Raw genomic sequence first — 21,183 nt, forward strand, 5'->3', positions numbered from 1 at the left:
GGTGACCAGTCTGCCTATTATCTTCCTTGTCTTCCGAAATAGTACACCGGGGCGCGTTCGACAATGGCATCGACCCTTGCGTCACCTTGAGGTCGATGGCGGGGCCGACAGCTTGGTCAGATCGGCGCCACCATGCTCCAGCCAATTCCGGCCAGAACTGCGCCGACCACGGCCAGGCCCAGATAGGCGCCAAAGACGCGGGGTTTCACCAAGGCCCAGACCGCCACCGCCGCAGGGATACAGCTGACGCCGCCTGCGATGACAAAGGACATGGCAGCGCCCTGGCTCATGCCCTGGGCCAAAAGCGCCTCGACCATGGGCACGGCGGCAAACCCGTTCAGATAGGCCGGCGCACCGACAATGGCCCCCAAGAAGATGGGCTGAAGACCCTCTCCGCCCAGCACCTGCGCCACCCACTCCGCCGGAATATATTCCAGCATCAGGGCTTCGATCAAATAGGCCAGCAGCAGCCATTTCCCGAGAAAAACTGCGTTCTCCCAAGCGGTTGCGCGGAAGGTTTCGCGCCGTTCTGCCTCTTGCCAGAAACGCCAGTTCACCTGACCAGACATCGGCGAGACCTCATCCCCTGTTCCGCAGCTGGACGAACAACAGCTTTTCACCGGGGCGTTTTTCAAAGGATCCGCAAACAGGGCCGATGAGGCCAGCGCCTTCACCACAAATCCGCCGAAAAGCCCGATGGAAATCGCCGCAATCCCTTTGGCCAAGGCAAAATCCACGCCCAGCGTGCCTGCGGTGATGGCAAACATCGCCGGATCCATCAGGGGCGAGGCCAGCCAGAACGCCATGACCGCCGACAAGGGCGCGCCCACGGCCAGCATGGCGGCGATAAAGGGGATCACTTCACATGAACAGAACGGCGACAAACCGCCAAACAGGGCGGCCAGCACAATCATCCGCACCTCTCGCCCCTCAAACGCCTTTGCCAACAGGCTCTCGGCATTGGTGGCCTTCAGATAGCCCACCGCGAGGATCGCAAACAGGATAAAAGGCGCGGTGTTCGCCAGCGCGGTCAGGGCGAAGGTGATCGTTGGCCAGACTTGCTCGGGCGCAAAGATCGCAAGGATCACAGGGATCAGCGCGGACGCCACCCAGGCCCCGTCCAGTTTGAATTTTCGCCGCGTGGGCGCAGTGATATCGGTCATGGGTCAGTCTTTCTTATGTGCCGTGTGGGCCTTATGGGCGCAATCCGCGCTGTCGGCGCAACATTCAGACAGCAGGAAATTGGACAGGGCGTGCATCACGTCATAATCCGCCGCAGCGCAAATGATCGATCGGCCCTGCTTTTCCTGGGTCACCAGCCCGGCCGCGGCGAGGATCTTCATATGATGGGTCAGGGTGGAGCCGGTCACGCCAGAGCGTTCCCCCAGCGCCCCGATGGTCAGCCCCTCTTCCCCGGCGCGCACAAGGACACGCAAAACAGCCAGACGCTGTTCTGATCCAAGGGCGGCGAATTGCGATGCGGCGACCGAGGTTTCAAGTGGCGCATCAAGGACGGTCGGGGGGTGGGGCGAATCTATTTTCATATTTCTAGAATTGTCGAAATATAGCGGTGGATCAAGCGATATTTCTAGAAATATGAAAATAATTCACGCCGGGGTTATCCCTCACATCTTGGTGTTGGCCCGAAAGCCCCTTACGCTGTGCCCATGACTTCTGCTCCCAAGACGCCACTGACAGACGAAATCCGCGCCTGCCGGATCTGCGCCGACCGTTTCGCCGCCACCCATACGGGTCATGCACCGCGCCCGGTGGCCTGGTTCAGGCCCGGTGTGAAAATCCGCATCATCGGACAGGCGCCGGGGATGCGGGTGCACCAATCCGGCGTGCCGTTTGACGACCCGTCCGGCGACCGGCTGCGCGACTGGATGGGGTTTGACCGAGAGATGTTCTATGACCAGACCCGCGTCGCAATCACCCCCATGGGGTTCTGCTTTCCCGGCTACAACGCAAATGGATCTGACCTGCCGCCCCCGCCGATCTGCGCCAAGATCTGGGCCGACAAGGTGGATCAGGACCTGGGGGATGTGCCGCTGACCCTGCTGGTCGGTGGCTATGCGCAGAAATGGCATCTGAGGGTGAAAACCGGCGTGACCGACACCGTCGCAGACTGGCGCGCCCATGCGCCGCGCCTCTTTCCCTTGCCACATCCGTCCTGGCGCAATACGGGTTGGCTGAAGAAACATCCATGGTTCGAGGCCGAGCTTCTGCCCGCCCTGCGCGCCCGGATCACCGACGTAATGACCGACACCTGACAGGCTGCCCTGATGACCGAACCCAATTTGCCCCTCGAAACCCCGCTCGACCACGCCCATGCCGCCATGCAGGCGGATCTGGAAAACGACGCGGCCCGTCTGCGGTTTTATGAACGGCTGGCTGATGGCGAGATGTTCCTGCTGTTGGCCAAGGAGGCGACGGGGCAGGATGAAGAGATCGAGCCGGAGCTGTTTGAGGTTGACAATGACAAGTATTTACTCGTGTTTGACAAGGAAGAGCGGCTGAGCGGTTTTGTCGGTCACCCCGCCCCCTACGCCGCCCTGCCCGGGCGGGTGATCGCGGGTATGCTCGCAGGGCAAGGCATCGGGCTGGGCGTGAACCTGTCGGTGGCCCCGTCTTCGATCCTGATCCCGGCGGAAGCGATGGAATGGCTGTCTGCGACGTTGGACACCGGCCCGGAAGAGGTTGAGGCCCGGGTGGCGGAAATCCACCCCCCCTCTGCCCCCGATGCGCTGATCACGGCGCTGGACGCCAAACTGGCCTCAGCCGGTGGATTGGCGGCTGCAGCCTGTCTGGCCGCGGTGACTTATTCTGACGGGCGCAAGGGCCATGTGCTGGGCTTCATTGACGCCGTCAAGGGGGCTGAAAACGCCCTGGCCGGGGCCGCCCATGAGGCACTGACCTTTTCCGGCATCGAGGCGGGGCAAATGGATGTGGGGTTCTTTTCCGGTGAAGATGTGATGGCGCGCAAATTGGCCGCTCACGGGCTGCGCTTTGATCTGCCTGTGCCGGAGAAACCCGAACCACTAAAGCCGATTGCCCCGGGATCAGACCCTGAAAAGCCGCCGATCCTGAAATGATCTCTGCGAGTTGTGGCGGTTGAAGCCAAGGGCACCCGCCGCGTCGCTTCGGGTGCGCTGTCGGTGGCCTCGCTCCGCTCGGCAAGGGGCGCTGCCCCTCGCCGCATGCGCGGCTCACCCCGGGATATTTCTGACAAGAAAAAAGAGAGGGGAGCGCCCTCTCTTTTCAAAGCATAGTGCTTTTCCTTGTACGGCCATCGGCGTCCCCGCCTGTACCGTATGGTCAGGTTGGAACAATTAGGTTAACAAACCGTTGCTGCTTTTTCTTGTTGAAAATATCCCCGCCGGAGGCATCCGACATCGCAAAAGGTTGGTGTCGCCTGCGGTCAATCAGCTTATTTGCCTTCGAGCGCCTCGATGCGGGCCTTCAGCGCTTCGTTTTCTTCGCGGGCTTTCTGGGCCATCGCGCGCACGGCGTCGAACTCTTCGCGGGTAACAAAATCGCGATCCGCCAGCCAGCGGTCCATCCAGGATTTCATCGCGGTTTCCGCTTCGTCTTTGGCCCCTTGCGCCACGCCCAGCGCGTTGGTCATGATCTGGGACAGGTCGTCGAACATCTTGTTGCGGGTTTGCATGGGGCTCTCCTGTGCGGTCGGTACGTCTGGGGCTGAATTTCCTGTTATATGGGGGCTTTTTGTCCGCGCGACAAGGCGCAGCATTGGTAATGCGGGGGAAATTGCCCCCTCTGCCTTGCGCCCATTGACACCCGCAAGTGTCCCGGTCAGGAATGCCCCCATGTCTACGATCCTTCTGGCCATCCCGTTTCCCGCCCTTTCGCCCGAGATCTTCACGGTCGAGCTTGGCCCCATCAGCTTTGCCCTGCGCTGGTATGCGCTTGGCTATCTTGTCGGCATTGGCATTGGTTGGTGGATCATTGCGCAGGCCCTGAAACGCCCGGCCCTGTGGCGAGGGGACGCCCCGATGACCCGCGCGCAGCTGGAGGATCTGGCGACCTGGATTGTGGTGGGTATTATTGCCGGCGGGCGGCTGGGCTTCGTCTTTTTCTACCAGCCCGGCTATTATCTGGCCAACCCGCTGGAGATCCTGAAGGTTTGGGAAGGCGGCATGTCGTTCCATGGCGGGTTCCTTGGCGTGATTGCCGCGGTGTTTCTCTGGTCCAAACGTCACAAACTGCCGGTCGCCTCGGTCGCCGACTGCCTTGCCATTGCGGCCCCGATTGGCATCGGGCTGGTGCGGATCGCCAATTTCATCAATGCCGAACTGTGGGGCCGTCCGACCGATCTGCCCTGGGGGGTGATCTTTCCCGGCGAGGCGGCGCAATCCTGTGCCAACCTGGCCAGCGGGGCCTGTGCCCGGCATCCCAGCCAGCTGTATGAAGCGGTGCTTGAGGGTGCGGTTCTGGCCGCCGTGCTGCTGCATCTTGCGTTCCGGTCCGGCTGGCTGAAACGCCCCGGCGCGCTGACCGGCGGGTTTTTCCTGGGGTATGGGCTGGCCCGCTTCATGGCGGAGTTCTTCCGGCTGGCCGATGCGCAGTTCATCACCCCTGACAACCCTTGGGGCCATGTGATCCGGGTCGGAGACTATGGCATCACCATGGGCCAGACCCTGACCCTGCCAATGATTGCGATTGGGGTCGCCACGCTGATCTGGGCGTTCCGCCGCTCGCAGGGCGGTCCGGAAAAAAGCACCGCATGACCACGCCGCGCTCCACCCCGCTGGAAGACCTGCTGATCCGCCGCATCTGCAAGACCGGGCCAATCCTGCTATCGGACTATATGGGCGAATGCCTGATGCATCCGGAGCATGGCTATTACGCCACGCGCGACCCCTTTGGGCAGGCGGGCGATTTCATCACCGCGCCGGAAATCAGCCAGATGTTTGGCGAAATGCTGGGGCTGTGTCTGGCGCAGGCGTGGCTGGATCTGGGCCGCCCAGCGCCTTTCACCCTGGCCGAGCTTGGCCCCGGGCGTGGCACCTTGATGGCGGATATCCTGCGCGCCACGGCCCGCGTGCCGGGGTTTCATGCGGCGGCGGAGATCCATCTGGTCGAGGCCTCGACCGTGTTGCGCCAGATCCAGGCCGAGCGGCTTGCCCCGCGCGCGGTCACCCATCATGACGCGGTGCAGACCCTGCCCGACCAACCGCTTTTTCTGGTGGCCAACGAGTTTTTCGACGCGCTGCCCATTCGCCAGTTCATCCGCGATACTGATGGCTGGCGGGAACATCAGGTGGGGGAAGTGGAGGGCAAGCTGGCCTTTGGCCTGACCGCCCCCCTGCCCCAAGCCCTGCTGGATCACCGCCTTGAAGACACGCGCGATGGCGATCTGGTCGAGATCTGCCCGGCCCTTGGCCCGATCACCGAAGAGATTGCCAGCCGCATCACCGCCCATGGCGGGGCGGCGTTGATCATCGACTATGGCGACTGGCGGTCACTGGGCGACACGCTGCAGGCGCTGTCGGCGCATCAGATCACCGGACCGCTGGACCACCCCGGTATGGCGGACCTGACGGCGCATGTGGATTTTGAACGGATCGCCCATTTTGCCGCGCCGCTGGCCCATTCGCTTTTGACCCCGCAGGGGGTGTTTCTGGAACGCCTTGGCATCACGGACCGCGCACAGGCCTTGGCCGCGAAATTGGAAGGTGACGCGCTTACCGCGCATATCACCGCACATCGCCGCTTGACCCACCCCGACGAAATGGGGACGCTCTTCAAAGTGCTGGGGCTGACTCGTCCCGGTGCTCCGGCGCTGCCGGGGCTCGAGATCGCCCCACCCCGCGCCTGAGTGTTCCTTCGCCCACCAACCACCCAAAGGTGAGACCATGATGCTGGAAATGCTGACGTCTGAGGCGCTGAGCGCAACATCCTCCACCTTGCGACATGGGTTCTTCACCCGCAAAGGCGGGGCCTCATCCGGTGTGTATTCGGGGCTGAACTGCGGGACCGGCAGCCAGGATCAGGCGGAGCTGGTGTCAATCAACCGGGGCCGCGTGGCTGCGGTGATGGAGGTGGCGCCCGAAGCGCTATGTTCTGTCTACCAGGTGCATTCGCCGGATGTGGTGACCGTGGATGGCCCGATGGAAGGGGAAAAGCCCAAGGCCGACGCAATTGTCACCAGCACACCGGGGCTTGCCCTGACCATCCTGACCGCCGATTGCCAACCGGTCCTCTTTGCCGACTCAGAGGCCGGCGTGATCGGGGCCGCCCATGCCGGGTGGAAAGGGGCGCTCGACGGCGTTTTGGAAAACACGGTCGAGGCGATGCTGGCCCTTGGCGCCACCCGCGACGGCATTCACGCCGTCATTGGCCCCTGTATCAGCCAGCGCAATTACGAGGTCGGGCCGGAGTTTTTCGACATGTTCATGACGCAAAACCCGGACCACGGCCGGTTTTTTGCGGGGGGGCATGAAGACCGGATGATGTTTGACCTCCCATCCTTTGGCCTGCATCGTCTGCGCGACACGGGCGTGGGGCGCGCGGAATGGGTCGGGCATTGCACCTATTCGGATGAGGAAAAGTTCTATTCCTATCGCCGATCGTGCCACCGGAAAGAGGCCGATTATGGCCGGTTGATCTCGGCCATCCGCCTGTAAGGGCTCTGTTGCCCTCCCCGCCTGAAATGCGGCACATCGCGCCCCTTTTCGGCCCCATTTGCACGAAACAATCCCCGCTCCTGGTGCAGATTACATAGGGTGCCTGGCACAATCCCCTTGTTTCTCTGGGCATTCCTCTGCGGCGCGCAGATTGTTGCCGATCTGGCAAAAATGCCCCAGAGCTGCCCAATGCCTGCCCGAATCCCCGCGTAGAACTGATTTCAACAAGAGATCACGCCCCGCAGAGGGTTGAGGCAAAGAGGCACAATATGAGCAAGCAGGTCAAAAATCGCCCCCAGACGCGGCCCCAAAGTCGGCCCCAAAATCGGCGCTGGATGAAATGGATTGTCGAGGCGGAGACCGACACAAGCGCGCTCCCCTTCACCCGCGAAAACCGCCGAGCGAAGAAGGACCAGAAAGCAGCGTGAAGTAGAGTGCACCTGCAACAGAGCTTTCAGCCTCAGTGGAACCGTTTCTTCGCTGCCGTTCGCGACGCTCAAACGCGAAAAACGGTGCATGAATGGTTTTGCGAAACTGAAAGCGCCCTGACAAAAGCCGCCTCCCTCCCGGGTGGCTTTTGTTGGTTTCAGACTGTGAGACCTAAAGCGTTTCCAGAAAGAACCGCCTCACTGGTTTTGCCCGAAACGCGCGGATCTTGTTGATGTAGCGGGTGTTTCGAAACGTTTCAGCAAAAATTCTTCGAAGAATTTTGCCCGGAATTTTGCAAAATTCCGGTTCCCCCGGGCGCTCCGAAGGTCAGGGCGTTTCCGCCATCCGCGCTTCCAGCACGTCAAACGGCACGCCCGGATCATCCTTGGCCCCGCGAATGACCAGTGATGTCTTCACCGAGCCCACATTGGGGGTGGTCAGCAGGTCTTCGGTCAGGAAGCTTTGGAAGGTCGACAGGTCGGGGGCGACGCATTTCAGGATGAAATCCACCTCACCGTTCAGCATGTGACACTCACGCACCAAAGACCATTCGCGGCACTTTTCTTCAAATGCGGTCAGGTCTGCTTCGGCCTGTGACACAAGCCCCACCATGGCAAAGACCTGCACCTCGAACCCCAGCGCGCGGGCGTCCACATCCGCATGATAGCCTTTGATCAGCCCCATTTCCTCCAACGTGCGCACGCGACGCAGGCAGGGCGGCGCGGAAATGCCCACCCGTTTGGCCAGCTCGACATTGGTCATCCGCCCATCCGCCTGCAATTCAGCCAGAATCATGCGGTCGATCGGGTCTAGTTTATGTCCGGCCATGCGGGTTCCTTCTGGCACCAAAGGGGTGAAATTGCGCAAACATTAGCCGCCCTTGATTGCATGCGCAACAATCTTTCGCGAAAACGCAACTTTCTTTCAGAACCGACCTTTGCCTTCACAAAGGCGGCATCAAAACCACGCCAATCTGCTAGGGGGTTTCCACCGGGGCCGCGCGCCCCTATATCCAGTAGCGTTGAAAATTCAAAGCAGGATTGCCCAGATGTCCGAGACCCGCCACACCAAAACCCTCATCATCGGTTCCGGCCCGGCAGGCTATACCGCAGGTGTCTATGCTGCGCGCGCGATGCTGAACCCCATTCTGGTGCAGGGGATTGAACCCGGCGGGCAGCTGACCACCACAACCGAGGTGGAAAACTACCCGTCCTTCATCGACATTCAGGGGCCTGAACTGATGATGAAGATGGAAGAACATGCCCGCGCCATGGGCACCGAGGTGATCGGTGATATTATCGTCGATCTCGACCTGTCGGAACGCCCGTTCAAGGCCAAGGGTGACAGCGGTACGATTTATACCGCCGACGCGGTGATCCTGGCGACCGGCGCGCGCGCCAAATGGCTGGGCCTGCCGTCGGAAGAAAAGTTCAAGGGCTTTGGCGTTTCGGCCTGTGCCACCTGTGACGGGTTCTTCTATCGCGGCGAGGAAATTGTTGTGGTGGGTGGCGGCAACACCGCCGTGGAAGAAGCGCTGTTCCTGACCAAATTTGCCTCCAAGGTCACGCTGATCCACCGCCGGGACGAGCTGCGCGCGGAAAAGATCCTGATTGATCGTTTGATGAAAAACGAAAAGATCGAACCGCTGTGGGATCACGTGCTGGAAGAGGTGGTCGGCGACGAAAACCCGCTGGGTGTGACCGGCGTGCGCGCCAAACATGTGAAAACCGGCGAGATCACCGAAATCCCGGCCAAAGGTGTGTTCATCGCCATTGGTCACGCACCCGCCAACGAGCTGGTCAAGGACACGCTGGAAACCCATATGGGCGGCTATGTGGTCACCCAACCGGACAGCACCGCGACCTCAATCCCCGGTGTGTTTGCCGCGGGCGACCTGACCGACCACAAATACCGGCAGGCGGTGACTTCGGCGGGCATGGGCTGCATGGCTGCGCTGGAAGCAGAACATTTCCTGGCCGAGCAGGAGTAAGCCTGTCATGGGGGCGACAGATAAGATCGCACGCCCCTTTAACAAACATGTCACGGAATTGACCGGGCGCTTTTGGCGCTCGGTCTTTTTTGGTCAGGAGGAACATCTTCTGACCCCGGCCCGTGCCCCGCAGGGACGGTGGCACCATTCAGACCAACCGGCGCTGTATCTGTCCGGCACGCCCGAAGGGTGCCGCGTGGCCCTGAAAGCCTATCAAACCCCGGATGATCCACCTCGCGGGATCTTTCCCATTGATGTGCACGACGCGCGGGTGATTGACCTGCGCGCGGCCGCCACGCGAGAGGCGCTCGATATGCCCCTGGAGGACATCCATGTGTTCTGGGCGACGTTGCACAAGGCGGGAAACACTGTGCCCACATGGCAGATCAGCGACCGCCTGCGCGGGGCCGGTGTTGACGGGATCCTCACCCCCTCCCGCTCCCGCCCGGAGCTGACCCATCTGACGCTGTTTCGGTGGAACCGATTGGGTGGGGCGAAGGTCACGCAAACCGGAGCACCGCTCCCTTTCTAACGTCTTGTGTCGACGAAACGTGAGTTTTGACATGGGCTGGCCCTGGGCACCCCCAATCCAAAGCTGTTCCGTCAGGCCAGCACATTGCAGAACACTGTTCCCCAACGCCCACATCTGGCACCAAATCCGCCGTTTTTCACAAATTTACCATAGTTATTCCTTTGCGCGGCCGGCTTTCCATGCAATGCGTTCATCCGTGAACACACTTTGAGTCGCCCTAACCCAGTCGCCCAAACCGAGTCGAAAGACCAACCGCCATGCATGCCACCTCGGCCAACACCACCCCCGCTGAGGAAGATCTGATCTTCCTGCTTCTGCGTCAGCTTGACAGCGCGCCAGAGGCGTCGCAGCGCGCGACCGCGCAGGCGGTGGGGATCTCGCTGGGGCGGTTGAACGCGCTGTTGCGCGACGCGGTGGACCGGGGGCTGATCCGGATCAGCGACCGCGCCGGGCCTGACAAACGCCAGCGGTTTACCTATGAGATCACCGCGCAGGGCGCGGCCGAGAAAAACCGGCTCAGAGATCAATTCCTCACCCGCAAATTTGCCGAGTATGACGCGCTGCATGCCGAACTGACCGGGCATTCCAGCGGGTTTACCCCTTTGAAACACAGGACACATCCGATGCAAGACAACCTGACCCCGATCCCCGAGCTTTATGTCTCTTACGACAGCGCACAGAAGCTGAAGGTCGACGCCGCTGACCTGACCAGCCACGACCTGTCACCGCGCCAGATCTGCGATCTGGAACTGCTGATGAACGGTGGCTTCAACCCGCTGAAGGGGTTTCTGAGCGAAGAAGACTATAACGGCGTGGTGGAAAACATGCGCCTGGCGGATGGCACTCTGTGGCCGATGCCGATCACCCTGGACGTGTCAGAGGAATTCGCCCAGTCGATCGAACTGGGGCAGGACATTGCGCTGCGCGACCAAGAGGGCGTGATCCTCGCCACCATGACCGTGACCGACCGTTGGGAACCCAACAAAAACAACGAAGCCGAGAAGGTGTTTGGCGCCAATGACGACGCCCACCCGGCGGTGAACTATTTGCACAATCAGGCGGGCAAGATCTATCTCGGCGGGCCGATTGTGGGCATCCAGCAACCGGTGCATTACGATTTCCGCGCCCGTCGCGACACCCCGAATGAACTGCGCGCCTATTTCCGCAAGCTGGGCTGGCGTCGCGTGGTGGCGTTCCAAACCCGCAACCCGCTGCACCGTGCGCACCAGGAACTGACCTTCCGCGCCGCACGTGAAGCCCAGGCCAACCTGCTCATCCACCCGGTGGTCGGCATGACCAAACCGGGCGATATCGACCACTTCACCCGCGTGCGTTGCTACGAGGCGGTGCTGGACCAATACCCGGCCGCCACCACCACCATGTCACTTTTGAACCTAGCGATGCGCATGGCGGGCCCGCGCGAAGCGGTCTGGCATGGCCTGATCCGTAAAAACCACGGCTGCACCCATTTCATCGTGGGGCGCGATCACGCGGGCCCCGGCAAGAACTCGGCCGGCGAAGATTTCTATGGTCCTTATGACGCGCAGGATCTGTTCCGCGAATATGAAGCCGAGATCGGCGTGGAAATGGTCGACTTCAAGCACATGGTTTACGTGCAGGACCGCGCCCAATACGAACCCGCCGACGAGATCGACGACAAGGACAATGTGACCATCCTGAACATTTCGGGCACGGAACTGCGTCGCCGCCTGCAAGAGGGTCTTGAGATCCCGGAATGGTTCTCGTTCCCGGCTGTGGTGGAAGAGCTGCGCAAAACCAAACCGCCGCGCGCCGAACAGGGCTTTACCGTGTTTTTCACCGGCTTTTCGGGGTCGGGCAAATCAACCATCGCCAACGCGCTGATGGTGAAGCTGATGGAAATGGGCGGGCGCCCCGTGACCCTGCTGGACGGTGACATTGTGCGCAAAAACCTGTCGTCAGAGCTGGGCTTCTCGAAAGAGCACCGCGACCTGAACATCCGTCGCATCGGCTATGTGGCCAGCGAGATTACCAAAAACGGTGGCATCGCGATCTGTGCGCCGATTGCACCCTACGCCACCACCCGTCGCGCCGTGCGCGAGGATGTCGAACAGTTCGGGGCCTTCGTCGAGGTGCACGTGGCCACCAGCATCGAAGAATGCGAACGCCGTGACCGCAAAGGGCTCTACAAGCTCGCCCGCGAAGGCAAGATCAAGGAGTTCACCGGGATTTCCGACCCCTACGATGTCCCGGCTGATCCCGAGCTGCGCGTGGAAACCGAAAATGTCGAGGTGGACAACTGCGCCCATCAGGTGCTGCTGAAACTGGAAAGCATGGGCCTGATCAAAGGCTGATCACGACCTGAACTACGACGCAGAAAGGCCGGGGCAAATGCTCCGGCCTTTTCTTATTCGGTGTTGGACGTGCGTCCGGCTGATGTTCCGGTTACGGTTCCGGTCAATGTACGGTGACCGGCCGCAGATCATGCTGGCGCGCCAGGTCAAACGCCAACCGGCGACCATTGACCACGGCCAGGCATTCGCCATCTTCGGAATGGACCGAATGCAGCCGCTCCATCCCCTCAACCTGTGGGCGCACCTCTTCTGGCAGATCTTCCGCACGCACCGCACGAATATAGACAATGCGGCTTTCATCCTCGGGCAGGAATTCGAATTTGGCGTCCATAACGGATCTCCTTCCTCTTGAAACAGATATGGGGGTCGGCGCAGGCCAATGCCCGTCCGGTCACATCGATGTGAGAGTTGGTGTAATGACGGGGAAGTCAGCCTTTTTTGATCTGGCCTGTTCCCACCTGCCCTCTATTGATCTGAATGGTTTGCACCACCGTCTCAGGCTCGGCCCGTTCCAGATCAATATGCAACAGGCCGTTTTCGGTGGTGGCCCCCACCACTTCGACCCCTTCGGCCAGAACAAAGCTTTTCTGGAACTGGCGCGCCGCGATGCCGCGATGCAGGAAGACACGGGCTTCGTCCACATCCTTTTGGGCGCCGCGCACCACCAGTTTGGCATTTTCCACCGTGATCGACAGGTCGCTGTCCGCGAAGCCGGCCACAGCCAGCGAAATGCGATAGGCACGGTCGCTGACCTGTTCGATATTGAAGGGGGGATAGCCGTCTTTCGACTTGGCAGCCTGTTCCACCATGCGTTCAAGCTGTTCAAACCCCAGCAGGAACGGGTGTGCACCCAGGGTCATCTTGGTCATCTGCGGGTCCTTTTCTTGGCAAAGCGACACGGATCATGTGGGCCCCCGAAGGCAACCCGATGCAAGGAATATGGGGGGTGGTCCGGATCGGTGCAAGAGGGGGGCAGGATTGTGGCCACGGAAACATCCTTAACGGGAAAGAAAGGTCCGCTTTTCCTTGGCGTTCATATCTCCGGGCGATAAACTCCTATCATCACTTGGGAAACGACTCGCACTCATGAGCAATGCCAAAGAAATGAAAACCAACGACGTGCTCCGGGTGGAGCTTGAGGTTTTCAAAGCCGAACACCGCGATCTTGACGAAGCCATCCACGCGCTTGAGGAAAGCGGGCGGGCCGATCAGCTGCGCCTGCGGCGGCTGAAGAAGCAGAAACTGGCGCTGAAAGACAAGATTGCCCGGATCGAAGACAAGCTGACCCCGGATATTATCGCCTGAAACCGCCCCTGCGCCAGAATGCAAGATTGCATCAACGCGCACGCCCCCTATAAGGGGGGCCAAGTTTTCGTGCCGTAATGCTTGGGGGACCAGATGAGCGATGTGAAGGTTGGAATTATCATGGGCAGCCAGTCGGACTGGCCCACCATGAAAGAAGCCGCCAATGTGCTGGATGAATTGGGCGTGGCCTATGAAACCCGGATCGTCTCGGCCCACCGCACCCCGGATCGGTTGTGGGAGTATGGCAAAACCGCCGCCGAGCGCGGTCTGCATGTGATCATCGCAGGGGCCGGGGGCGCGGCCCACCTGCCCGGTATGATGGCATCAAAAACCCGCGTGCCCGTTGTCGGCGTGCCGGTGCAGACCCGCGCGCTCTCCGGCGTTGATAGCCTCTATTCCATTGTCCAGATGCCCAAGGGTTTTCCCGTGGCCACGATGGCCATCGGCGCTGCCGGGGCCGCCAATGCAGGCCTGATGGCCGCAGGTATCCTGGCCACGGCAGATGCCGATCTGGCCGAACGCCTGGACGCCTGGCGCGACGCCCTGGCCGCCTCGATCCCGGAGGTGCCGGTTGATGAGTGACGCACTGCAAACCGGGGCAACCATTGGCATTCTGGGCGGCGGCCAACTGGGGCGTATGCTCTCCGTGGCCGCCAGCCGTTTGGGGTTCAAAACCCACATCTTTGAACCGGGTGCCAACCCGCCCGCGGGTCAGGTGGCCGATCAGGTGACCACCGCCGGGTATGACGATGTCACCGCGCTTGAGGCTTTCGCCAAGTCCGTCGACGTGATCACTTATGAGTTTGAAAACATCCCGACCGAAGCTTTGGACGCACTCGAAGCCCTCGCTCCGATCCGCCCCGGTCGCGAAGCGCTGCGCGTGAGCCAGGATCGGATCGTGGAAAAGGACTTCCTGTCCGATCTCGGCCTGACCACCGCGCCTTATGCAAATGTGGAAAGCGTCGAAGACATGGTCGCGGCGGTTGCCTCGATCGGCGCGCCGTCGATCCTGAAAACCCGTCGCTTTGGCTATGACGGCAAGGGTCAGGCGCGCTTGAAAACCGCCGAAGACGCAGATGCGGCCTTCGCCGACATGCAGGGCGCGCCATCGGTGTTGGAAGGGTTTGTCGAGTTCAGCCACGAGGTCAGCGTGATCGCCGCCCGTGGCGTGACCGGCGAAGTGGCCTGCTATGACCCCGGCGAAAACGTGCACAAAGACGGTATCCTGGACACCACCACCGTGCCCGCCCGCCTGACCGGTGCTCAGCGCACAGACGCAATCCTGCTCGCGGGCCGGATCCTGAACGCGCTCGATTACGTCGGCGTGATGGGGGTGGAGCTGTTCGTGACGCCCAAGGGCCTGATCGTGAACGAGATCGCCCCGCGTGTGCACAACTCCGGCCATTGGACCCAACAGGGCTGCGTGGTCGACCAGTTCGAACAACACATCCGCGCCGTGGCCGGCTGGCCGTTGGGGGACGGGGCACGCTATGCCGATGTGGTGATGGAAAACCTGATTGGCAACGACATGGACCGCGTGGCCGAGATTGCCCGCGAAGCGAACGCCGCGCTGCATCTTTATGGCAAGGCCGATGTGAAACCGGGTCGCAAAATGGGACATGTGAACCGGATCGTGCCCGCCGCAAAGTAAACCCTAAAGCGTTTCGAGAGAAACTTGAGTCACAAGTTGATTTCGAAACGCCCGCAACATCAGTAGGTTCCGAGCGTTTCGCCTCATTATTGTGTCTCAACAATAAGTCGAAACGCTTTAACACGCAAAGTGGCCCTCTGCTTACGCATCGGGCCGCTTTCGGTGGCCTCGCTTCGCTCGGGGAGTTCTGGCCGCCGGCGGGGATATTTCGTGACCAAAGATGACTGCATGTTCTTCATCTTTGGTCGTCAAATATCCCTGGGTGAGGCCGAAGGCCGAGGGGCAGCGCCCCTTTTGCGATTATCTCATGCGAAACGGCGGAAGGGCATGGTTATCAGGCCCAGAACCAGCGAGACAAGCAGCCAGCCACCGACAAATCCGATCCCGGCGCAGATCAGCCCATCTGCGGTCACGGGCACCGCGGGGCGGAACTCGTCCCACGTGTCTTCGACCAGATCGGTATCGCGGAAATGCCAGAGCTTGGTCAACCGCATCAGCGGATCGGTCTGCTTGAGCGAGGTATAAGCCGCGTCCAGCCGGTCAAACCGGGCGAGGTTTCCGGCCATCTGGTCGCGCAGGTCGTTCTGAAACTCTGACCCGCCCATTTTATCCAGCGCCTCTTTGCGGGTATATCCGGCGGCCTGCGCGGTGAAATCGAACCCTTTGGCGATCACCATCAATTCGGTGCGCGCGCCGGACAGGCGTTGCAGGTATTGCTGTGAAAACTCGGGGAATTGCGACAGGCTCACGGCCCCTGCCAGCCCGCCTGCCATGGAGAGTGCTCGGATCATCACGTTGCCCTTTTCGGCTTTCCTGCTCGTGCGACCAGCATGACGGAACAGGGAGTGGCGGGTCAAGAGTGGGCGGGTTTGCGGGGGCCCGTCTGCCAAGATCCGCACAGCAAAAAGGGGGCGCGCGGCCCCCTTTTCTCATAGTCCTGAATGGCCCGGGTTACAATCCGCGCACGTGGTGCGGCTCGTAAATCTCGATGATCTTGGCCACGGCGGCCTCGGGCGTCATTTCTTCGCTTTCACCGGTGCGGCGCGAGGTCACCTCGACCACGCCGTTTTTCAACCCGCGCGGCCCGACGGTGATGCGCCAGGGCAGACCGATCAGGTCCATAGTGGCGAACTTGCCGCCCGCGCGTTCCTTGCGGTCATCGTAAAGCGGCTCCAGCCCGGCTTTGGTCAGCGCCTTGTAAAGCGCGTTGCACGCCGCATCCGCTTCGTCATCACCCTGTTTCAGGTTCACGATGCCCACGTGGAAGGGCGTGACCCCTTCGGGCCAGATGATGCCCTTGTCGTCATGCGAGGCTTCGATGATTGCACCCAGCAGGCGCGACACGCCGATCCCGTGCGATCCCATATGCACCGGCACGTGGTTTTGGTCGCTATCCACCACGGTGGCGCCCATGGCCTCGGAATATTTGGTACCGAAGTAGAAGATCTGCCCCACTTCGATGCCCCGCGCCACACGACGGCGCTCTTCCGGGATCTCGTTGAATTTCGCCTCGTCATGGGTTTCGTCGGTGCGGGCGTATTTCGAGGTGAACTCCTCCATCACCGCCTGACATTGAGCCACGTCGTCATAGTCGATATCGCGGTCACCAAAGGTCATGTCTGTCACGGCGCTGTCGTAGAACACTTCGCTTTCGCCAGTTTCAGCGAGCACCAGAAATTCATGGGTGTCGTCGCCGCCGATCGGGCCGCTGTCGGCGCGCATCGGGATCGCCTGCAGGCCCATGCGTTCATAGGTGCGCAGATAGCTGACCAGGTGGCGGTTATAGGCGTGCAGCGCGTCTTCCTTGGTCAGGTCGAAATTGTAGCCGTCTTTCATATAGAATTCGCGGCCCCGCATCACGCCGAAACGCGGGCGGATTTCGTCGCGGAATTTCCACTGGATCTGATAAAGGGTCAGCGGCAGGTCTTTGTAGCTGTTCACATGGCTGCGGAAGACATCGGTGATGACCTCTTCATTGGTCGGACCATAGAGCATATCGCGGCCATGGCGATCTTCGATGCGCAGCATCTCTTCGCCGTAATCTTCGTACCGTCCACTTTCGCGCCACAGATCGGCGGGTTGGATCGTCGCCATCTGCATCGGGATGTGCCCGGCGCGGATCTGTTCTTCGTGCACGATGTTTTCGATCTTGCGCAGCACTTTGAACCCCAGCGGCAACCAGGTGTAGATCCCGGCGGCTTGTTGTTTGATCATGCCCGCGCGCAACATATAGCGGTGCGAGACGATCTGGGCCTCTGCGGGGGTCTCTTTCAAAACCGGAAGAAAATAGCGGGAAAGACGCATGGTGTCCTCATAAATTCCAAGTTCCCAAGCGGTCTACGCGATCATGCGGACAAGGGCAATGGGGCGCGGGGGAGCGAGTGCAACGGCACGCTGATCCGTTTCCGACATGGCCGATGTCGGAAACGCGCTTGCGCCTCCATCCGAACATGTCAGGTTGCTTTGAGCGATCAGACGTCATCTGGGAGGGAGCCCTTGGCCCAAAGCATCGTTGAACCCGCCCGCGAAATCCCCGTGATCCATTCGACCGACGTCATGGTGGTGGGCTCCGGCCCCGGCGGGCTGGCCGCCGCATTGGCCGCGGCACGGGCCGGGGTCGAGGTTACCCTGTTGGATCGGTTTGGCTGTTTTGGCGGCAATATCACCACGGTGGGGGTAGAAGGATTTGCCTGGTATCGGCATGACAAAACCGTGGAAGCCGGGGGGATTGGCTGGGAGTTCGAAGCGCGCGCCAAGGCGATGGGGGCGGCTGTACCGGAAAGCCAGTCGCTGTCTTATGAGCTGGACAGCGAGGGGTTCAAACTGGTGGCGGATCGGCTGGTGGAAGAGGCCGGGATCCACCCGATGCTGCATCGCCAGTTTGTTGCACCGATCCGCGAAGGCAGCCGCATCACCGGGATCATCGTCGAAAGCAAGGCGGGGCGCGAGGCGATCCTGGCCAAACGCGTGATTGACGCCACAGGCGATGCGGACATCGCCCATATGATGGGCGCCCCCACGCAGAAAACCCCGGTCGAAGAGATGCAGGCGGCATCCGTGATGTTTCACATTGCGGGCGTCGACAAGGCGAAATTCATGGAGGGCGTGAAGGCCGACCCGCAGACCTATGCGGACTGGTCCACCGGCGAATGGGAGGTGGAGACCGACGGGAAAGAAGACGAAATGTTCTCGCCTTTTCTGGCCAAACCCTTTGCCCAGGCCATTCGTGACGGGCATATGCCCGCGCATCTTAACACCATTGGCGGCACATGGGGCGCGGTGCATGACAGCGGCGAGATGACCTATATGAACCTGGTGCATCTGGCCGGGATTGATGGCACCGATCCCGACAGTATGACCCGTGGCGAGATTGAGGGGCGCAAGCAGGCAATGGCCGCCATTGACGCGCTGCGCCGCTATACGCCGGGCTGCGAGGGCGCGCGGCTGAGAAACTTTGGAATGACCATCGGCATTCGCGATACGCGCAAAATTGATGCGGCCTATAACCTGACCGAAGATGACATGCGCCATCAGGGGCGGTTTGACGACACGATCGGGATTTATCCGGAGTTTATCGATGGGTATGGCATCCTGATCCTGCCGACCACCGGGCGCTACATGCAGGTGCCTTACCGGGCCATGCTGCCCAAAAGGGTCGAGAATTTGCTGGTCACGGGGCGGGCGATTGGCGGCGACAAGGTGGCCCATGCGGGCACGCGTAACATGGCGTGTTGCGCGGTTGCGGGTCAGGGCGCGGGCGTGGCCGCGGCGCTGTCGATCAAATCCGGCGTGGGGCTGGCCGCGGTCGACATTGCGGCGGTGCAAAGCGAGCTGATACGGCAGGGGGTGCGGATCCACTGATCCATGAACAGATCTGGAGCGTCGCAACGGCCCGGGTCAATCGTGTCGGGTCAGGTCAGGTCAGGTCAGGTCAGGTCAGGTCAGAACGACCCACCGATACTGACTTTCATGTCAACATCATTGGCAACAGAGCTTCCCTGCCCTTCGACATATTTCACGCCTGCCTTGGCTTCACCCGAAAAACTCACCCCCGGATCACGGGGTTCGTATTGATGGCCTTCACAGCCGGCCAGCACGGTCAGGGCAAGGATGGCGAACGGGGTCAGGATGGGATTACGCGTCACGGGGTTTGCCTTTCAATGGACTTCGCAGAAACCTGCCCTGTTTTTCCTCATAGCGAAAGACACAAAACCGTGGCCCGGTGAATTTCAGCCTGCTTTTGCGCAGAATTGCGGAGGCACTCCCCGATGCATTTCGACACTGGTCACACGGCCCCACTTGAAAAGCGGCAGGGCTTGGGCGACATAGAAGGAGATTTACGAGGATTTTCCATGCCCCTGCCCGTTCAAACCCAAGCCAAATACTGGACCATCGTCATTGCCCTTCTGGCGCTGGCGCTGTGGTACCTGGGCGATGTGATTTTACCCTTTGTGCTGGGCGGGGCCATTGCCTATTTCCTTGATCCCGTGGCGGATCGGCTGGAAGCGATGGGGCTGACGCGTGTCATGGCGACGGTGGTGATTTCGCTTTTTGCCGTTCTGGTCTTTGCCATTGGCATCCTGCTGGTCGTGCCGACCCTGGTCAGCCAGGCGCTGGCGCTGGTGGAAGTTGCGCCCAAGCTCTTTACCCAGCTGCATGATTTCATCACAACCCGCTTTCCAACCCTGCTCGAAGAAAACGGCACCCTGGCCCAATCGCTCAAAAGCCTGGGCCAGACCATTCAGTCGCGCGGTGGCGAACTGGTGGGCACGTTGGTGTCCTCTGCGATGAGCGTTTTGAACATCGTGATCCTTCTGGTGATCACCCCGGTGGTGGCCTTTTATCTGCTGCTGGATTGGGACCATATGGTGGCCAAGGTGAACGGCTTGTTGCCACTGGATCATGCCCCCGCCATTCGCCAGATCGCCCGTGACATCGACAAGACACTGGCCAGTTTCATTCGCGGTCAGGGGTCTGTCTGTCTGGTGCTGGGCACCTATTATGCCGTGGCGTTGATGATTGTCGGGCTGCAATTTGGCCTTGTGGTAGGCTTTATCGCCGGGCTGATCACCTTCATCCCCTATGTGGGCGCGCTGGTCGGCGGGGCCCTGGCCATCGGCCTGGGTCTGTTTCAGTTCTGGGGGGAATGGTGGAGCCTGGGGGCCGTGGCCGCGATCTTCTTCCTTGGTCAGTTCCTTGAGGGCAATATCCTGACACCGAAACTGGTGGGCAGCTCGGTCGGGCTGCACCCGGTCTGGCTGATGCTGGCGTTGTCGGTCTTTGGTTCGCTGTTTGGCTTTGTGGGTATGCTCGTCGCTGTACCGGTTGCAGCCAGCCTTGGCGTTGTGGCGCGCTTTTTCATCAAGCAATACACCACCGGGCGGCTCTATCAGGGGGTCACCGGACAACATGCCTCAGTTGAGAATAAAGAGGCAAAGGACCTGTGATGCAGGAACAGCTGACCTTTGACCTGCCCGTCGACGCGGCGCAGGGGGTGGCGGATTTTCTGATCACCCCGTCAAATCAGGCCGCTATGGCAATTGTCGACGGATGGGCGCTTTGGCCCAACCGCAAACTGGTGCTTGCAGGCGCAACCGGCACCGGCAAGACCCATCTGGCCCATGTCTGGGCGGATATGTCAGGGGCAGAAATCATCCAGGCCAATCAGATCGGCGGCACGGTGATCGAGGCGTTGGCGGGCGGGTCGGTCGTTGTGGAAAATGTCGAACGGATCGCGGGCGACCGGGCCGCGGAAACCGCGCTGTTTCACCTGCACAATCTGGTGCTGGCGGAAGAGGGCTGGTTGATGCTGACCGCCAATGACGCGCCGTCGCGTTGGGGGCTCACCCTGCCTGATCTGCGATCCCGTATGGAAGCCACCACGCTGGCGCGGCTGGACGCCCCGGATGACATGCTGTTGTCAGCGGTTTTGGTGAAGCTGTTTGATGACCGGCAGATCAGTGTGAACGCCAATCTGGTCGAGTACCTTCTGCCGCGCATGGAACGATCTTTGGCGGCCGCGGCGCAGATGGTTGAGGCGTTGGACCGGATGGCGCTGGCCGAAAAGCGCCCGGTCACACGGGCCTTGGCGCAGCGACTGTTCGGAGCGGAGTGATAAGGGGCTTTGCCCCTCGCCTCATCAGGTCAAGGGCTCCGCCCGTTCTTTGGGCGAATTGATCCCCGGATCAATTCCGAGAAGCCCTCGACCCCCGGGATATTTTTGACCAGAAAATAAGGAGCGCGCACGGCATGCGGTTTGCTGGACAAGAATGCGGCGCGGGCGTAACGTCATC

Annotated in this window: 24 protein-coding genes; 15 read left to right on the forward strand and 9 right to left on the reverse strand. The window is 60.9% G+C overall.

The window, feature by feature from the left end; genetic code table 11:
- Window positions 1-116: 116 nt before the first annotated feature.
- Window positions 117-1,163, reverse strand: coding sequence for a permease (locus ACP15V_RS13160; protein ID WP_424944168.1), 1,047 nt, complete (start codon window positions 1,161-1,163; stop codon window positions 117-119).
- Between the two features lie 3 nt (window positions 1,164-1,166).
- Window positions 1,167-1,544 carry an ArsR/SmtB family transcription factor gene (locus ACP15V_RS13165; protein ID WP_424944169.1) on the reverse strand — a complete coding sequence of 126 codons (378 nt, stop codon included), beginning with the start codon at window positions 1,542-1,544 and terminating at the stop codon, window positions 1,167-1,169.
- 123 nt (window positions 1,545-1,667) lie between these two features.
- Here ACP15V_RS13165 and ACP15V_RS13170 point away from each other — a divergent pair, with 123 nt between their 5' ends.
- Complete coding sequence (locus ACP15V_RS13170; RefSeq protein ID WP_424944170.1) at window positions 1,668-2,273, forward strand: uracil-DNA glycosylase family protein; 606 nt, start codon at window positions 1,668-1,670, stop codon at window positions 2,271-2,273.
- Window positions 2,274-2,285: 12 nt separating this feature from the next.
- A complete protein-coding gene (locus tag ACP15V_RS13175; protein ID WP_424944171.1) occupies window positions 2,286-3,095 on the forward strand; it encodes an SseB family protein in 810 nt (269 codons plus the stop codon).
- A 335-nt stretch (window positions 3,096-3,430) separates the two neighbouring features.
- Here the strand turns inward: ACP15V_RS13175 and ACP15V_RS13180 are convergent, their stop codons facing one another.
- A complete protein-coding gene (locus ACP15V_RS13180) occupies window positions 3,431-3,670 on the reverse strand; it encodes an accessory factor UbiK family protein (protein ID WP_424944172.1) in 240 nt (79 codons plus the stop codon).
- A 169-nt stretch (window positions 3,671-3,839) separates the two neighbouring features.
- Between ACP15V_RS13180 and lgt the strand changes: the two genes are divergently transcribed.
- From lgt to ACP15V_RS13200, 4 genes are all read left to right on the forward strand, one after another.
- Window positions 3,840-4,751 carry a prolipoprotein diacylglyceryl transferase gene (lgt, locus tag ACP15V_RS13185; RefSeq protein ID WP_424944393.1) on the forward strand — a complete coding sequence of 304 codons (912 nt, stop codon included), beginning with the start codon at window positions 3,840-3,842 and terminating at the stop codon, window positions 4,749-4,751.
- The gene (locus ACP15V_RS13190; RefSeq protein WP_424944173.1) at window positions 4,748-5,842 is read left to right on the forward strand and encodes a class I SAM-dependent methyltransferase; all 1,095 of its coding nucleotides are present in this window, start codon (window positions 4,748-4,750) and stop codon (window positions 5,840-5,842) included. The genes lgt and ACP15V_RS13190 overlap by 4 nt, the downstream gene beginning before the upstream one ends.
- A 37-nt stretch (window positions 5,843-5,879) precedes the next feature.
- Window positions 5,880-6,650 carry a peptidoglycan editing factor PgeF gene (gene pgeF / locus ACP15V_RS13195; protein WP_424944174.1) on the forward strand — a complete coding sequence of 257 codons (771 nt, stop codon included), beginning with the start codon at window positions 5,880-5,882 and terminating at the stop codon, window positions 6,648-6,650.
- A 269-nt stretch (window positions 6,651-6,919) separates the two neighbouring features.
- Window positions 6,920-7,078 (forward strand): hypothetical protein, encoded by a 159-nt coding sequence (locus tag ACP15V_RS13200; RefSeq protein WP_424944175.1) that lies wholly within the window; start codon window positions 6,920-6,922, stop codon window positions 7,076-7,078.
- A 328-nt stretch (window positions 7,079-7,406) separates the two neighbouring features.
- On the opposite strand, the gene ACP15V_RS13205 is transcribed toward ACP15V_RS13200, so the two are convergent.
- Window positions 7,407-7,907 carry an Lrp/AsnC family transcriptional regulator gene (locus ACP15V_RS13205; RefSeq protein WP_424944176.1) on the reverse strand — a complete coding sequence of 167 codons (501 nt, stop codon included), beginning with the start codon at window positions 7,905-7,907 and terminating at the stop codon, window positions 7,407-7,409.
- A 220-nt stretch (window positions 7,908-8,127) separates the two neighbouring features.
- On the opposite strand from ACP15V_RS13205, the gene trxB reads away from it, so the two are divergent.
- From trxB to ACP15V_RS13220, 3 genes are all read left to right on the forward strand, one after another.
- A complete protein-coding gene (gene trxB / locus ACP15V_RS13210; RefSeq protein ID WP_424944177.1) occupies window positions 8,128-9,069 on the forward strand; it encodes a thioredoxin-disulfide reductase in 942 nt (313 codons plus the stop codon).
- A gap of 7 nt (window positions 9,070-9,076) precedes the next feature.
- Window positions 9,077-9,601: an RES family NAD+ phosphorylase gene (locus ACP15V_RS13215; RefSeq protein WP_424944178.1), complete on the forward strand. Its 525-nt coding sequence runs from the start codon at window positions 9,077-9,079 to the stop codon at window positions 9,599-9,601.
- 257 nt (window positions 9,602-9,858) lie between these two features.
- Complete coding sequence (locus ACP15V_RS13220; RefSeq protein WP_424944179.1) at window positions 9,859-11,934, forward strand: bifunctional sulfate adenylyltransferase/adenylylsulfate kinase; 2,076 nt, start codon at window positions 9,859-9,861, stop codon at window positions 11,932-11,934.
- A 103-nt stretch (window positions 11,935-12,037) separates the two neighbouring features.
- On the opposite strand, the gene ACP15V_RS13225 is transcribed toward ACP15V_RS13220, so the two are convergent.
- Window positions 12,038-12,265: a DUF1150 family protein gene (locus tag ACP15V_RS13225; protein WP_424944180.1), complete on the reverse strand. Its 228-nt coding sequence runs from the start codon at window positions 12,263-12,265 to the stop codon at window positions 12,038-12,040.
- Between the two features lie 97 nt (window positions 12,266-12,362).
- Entirely contained in the window at window positions 12,363-12,803 is a 441-nt protein-coding gene (locus tag ACP15V_RS13230) for an Hsp20 family protein (protein ID WP_424944181.1), read from the reverse strand.
- 217 nt (window positions 12,804-13,020) lie between these two features.
- Between ACP15V_RS13230 and ACP15V_RS13235 the strand changes: the two genes are divergently transcribed.
- From ACP15V_RS13235 to ACP15V_RS13245, 3 genes are all read left to right on the forward strand, one after another.
- Window positions 13,021-13,239 (forward strand): YdcH family protein, encoded by a 219-nt coding sequence (locus ACP15V_RS13235; protein WP_173485416.1) that lies wholly within the window; start codon window positions 13,021-13,023, stop codon window positions 13,237-13,239.
- A gap of 93 nt (window positions 13,240-13,332) precedes the next feature.
- Window positions 13,333-13,821, forward strand: coding sequence for a 5-(carboxyamino)imidazole ribonucleotide mutase (gene purE, locus ACP15V_RS13240; protein WP_424944182.1), 489 nt, complete (start codon window positions 13,333-13,335; stop codon window positions 13,819-13,821).
- On the forward strand, window positions 13,814-14,890 hold the full coding sequence (locus tag ACP15V_RS13245) for a 5-(carboxyamino)imidazole ribonucleotide synthase (protein ID WP_424944183.1): 1,077 nt from the start codon (window positions 13,814-13,816) through the stop codon (window positions 14,888-14,890). The genes purE and ACP15V_RS13245 overlap by 8 nt, the downstream gene beginning before the upstream one ends.
- 305 nt (window positions 14,891-15,195) lie before the next feature.
- Here the strand turns inward: ACP15V_RS13245 and ACP15V_RS13250 are convergent, their stop codons facing one another.
- Window positions 15,196-15,681, reverse strand: a complete 486-nt coding sequence (locus tag ACP15V_RS13250; protein ID WP_424944184.1) for a DUF2937 family protein — start codon at window positions 15,679-15,681, stop codon at window positions 15,196-15,198.
- Window positions 15,682-15,841: 160 nt separating this feature from the next.
- The gene (gene proS / locus ACP15V_RS13255; RefSeq protein ID WP_424944185.1) at window positions 15,842-17,194 is read right to left on the reverse strand and encodes a proline--tRNA ligase; all 1,353 of its coding nucleotides are present in this window, start codon (window positions 17,192-17,194) and stop codon (window positions 15,842-15,844) included.
- Between the two features lie 192 nt (window positions 17,195-17,386).
- On the opposite strand from proS, the gene ACP15V_RS13260 reads away from it, so the two are divergent.
- Window positions 17,387-18,751, forward strand: coding sequence for an FAD-dependent oxidoreductase (locus ACP15V_RS13260; protein WP_424944186.1), 1,365 nt, complete (start codon window positions 17,387-17,389; stop codon window positions 18,749-18,751).
- Window positions 18,752-18,831: 80 nt separating this feature from the next.
- On the opposite strand, the gene ACP15V_RS13265 is transcribed toward ACP15V_RS13260, so the two are convergent.
- Window positions 18,832-19,035 (reverse strand): hypothetical protein, encoded by a 204-nt coding sequence (locus ACP15V_RS13265; RefSeq protein WP_424944187.1) that lies wholly within the window; start codon window positions 19,033-19,035, stop codon window positions 18,832-18,834.
- A 207-nt stretch (window positions 19,036-19,242) separates the two neighbouring features.
- Here ACP15V_RS13265 and ACP15V_RS13270 point away from each other — a divergent pair, with 207 nt between their 5' ends.
- Both ACP15V_RS13270 and ACP15V_RS13275 read left to right on the forward strand, forming a co-directional pair.
- Entirely contained in the window at window positions 19,243-20,337 is a 1,095-nt protein-coding gene (locus tag ACP15V_RS13270; RefSeq protein WP_424944188.1) for an AI-2E family transporter, read from the forward strand.
- Window positions 20,337-21,005, forward strand: a complete 669-nt coding sequence (locus ACP15V_RS13275; protein ID WP_424944189.1) for an HdaA/DnaA family protein — start codon at window positions 20,337-20,339, stop codon at window positions 21,003-21,005. The genes ACP15V_RS13270 and ACP15V_RS13275 overlap by 1 nt, the downstream gene beginning before the upstream one ends.
- The last annotated feature ends 178 nt before the right edge of the window (window positions 21,006-21,183 follow it).

It is taken from the genome of Aliiroseovarius crassostreae (assembly GCF_049803815.1).
In the GTDB taxonomy this organism is placed as follows: domain Bacteria; phylum Pseudomonadota; class Alphaproteobacteria; order Rhodobacterales; family Rhodobacteraceae; genus Aliiroseovarius; species Aliiroseovarius crassostreae_A.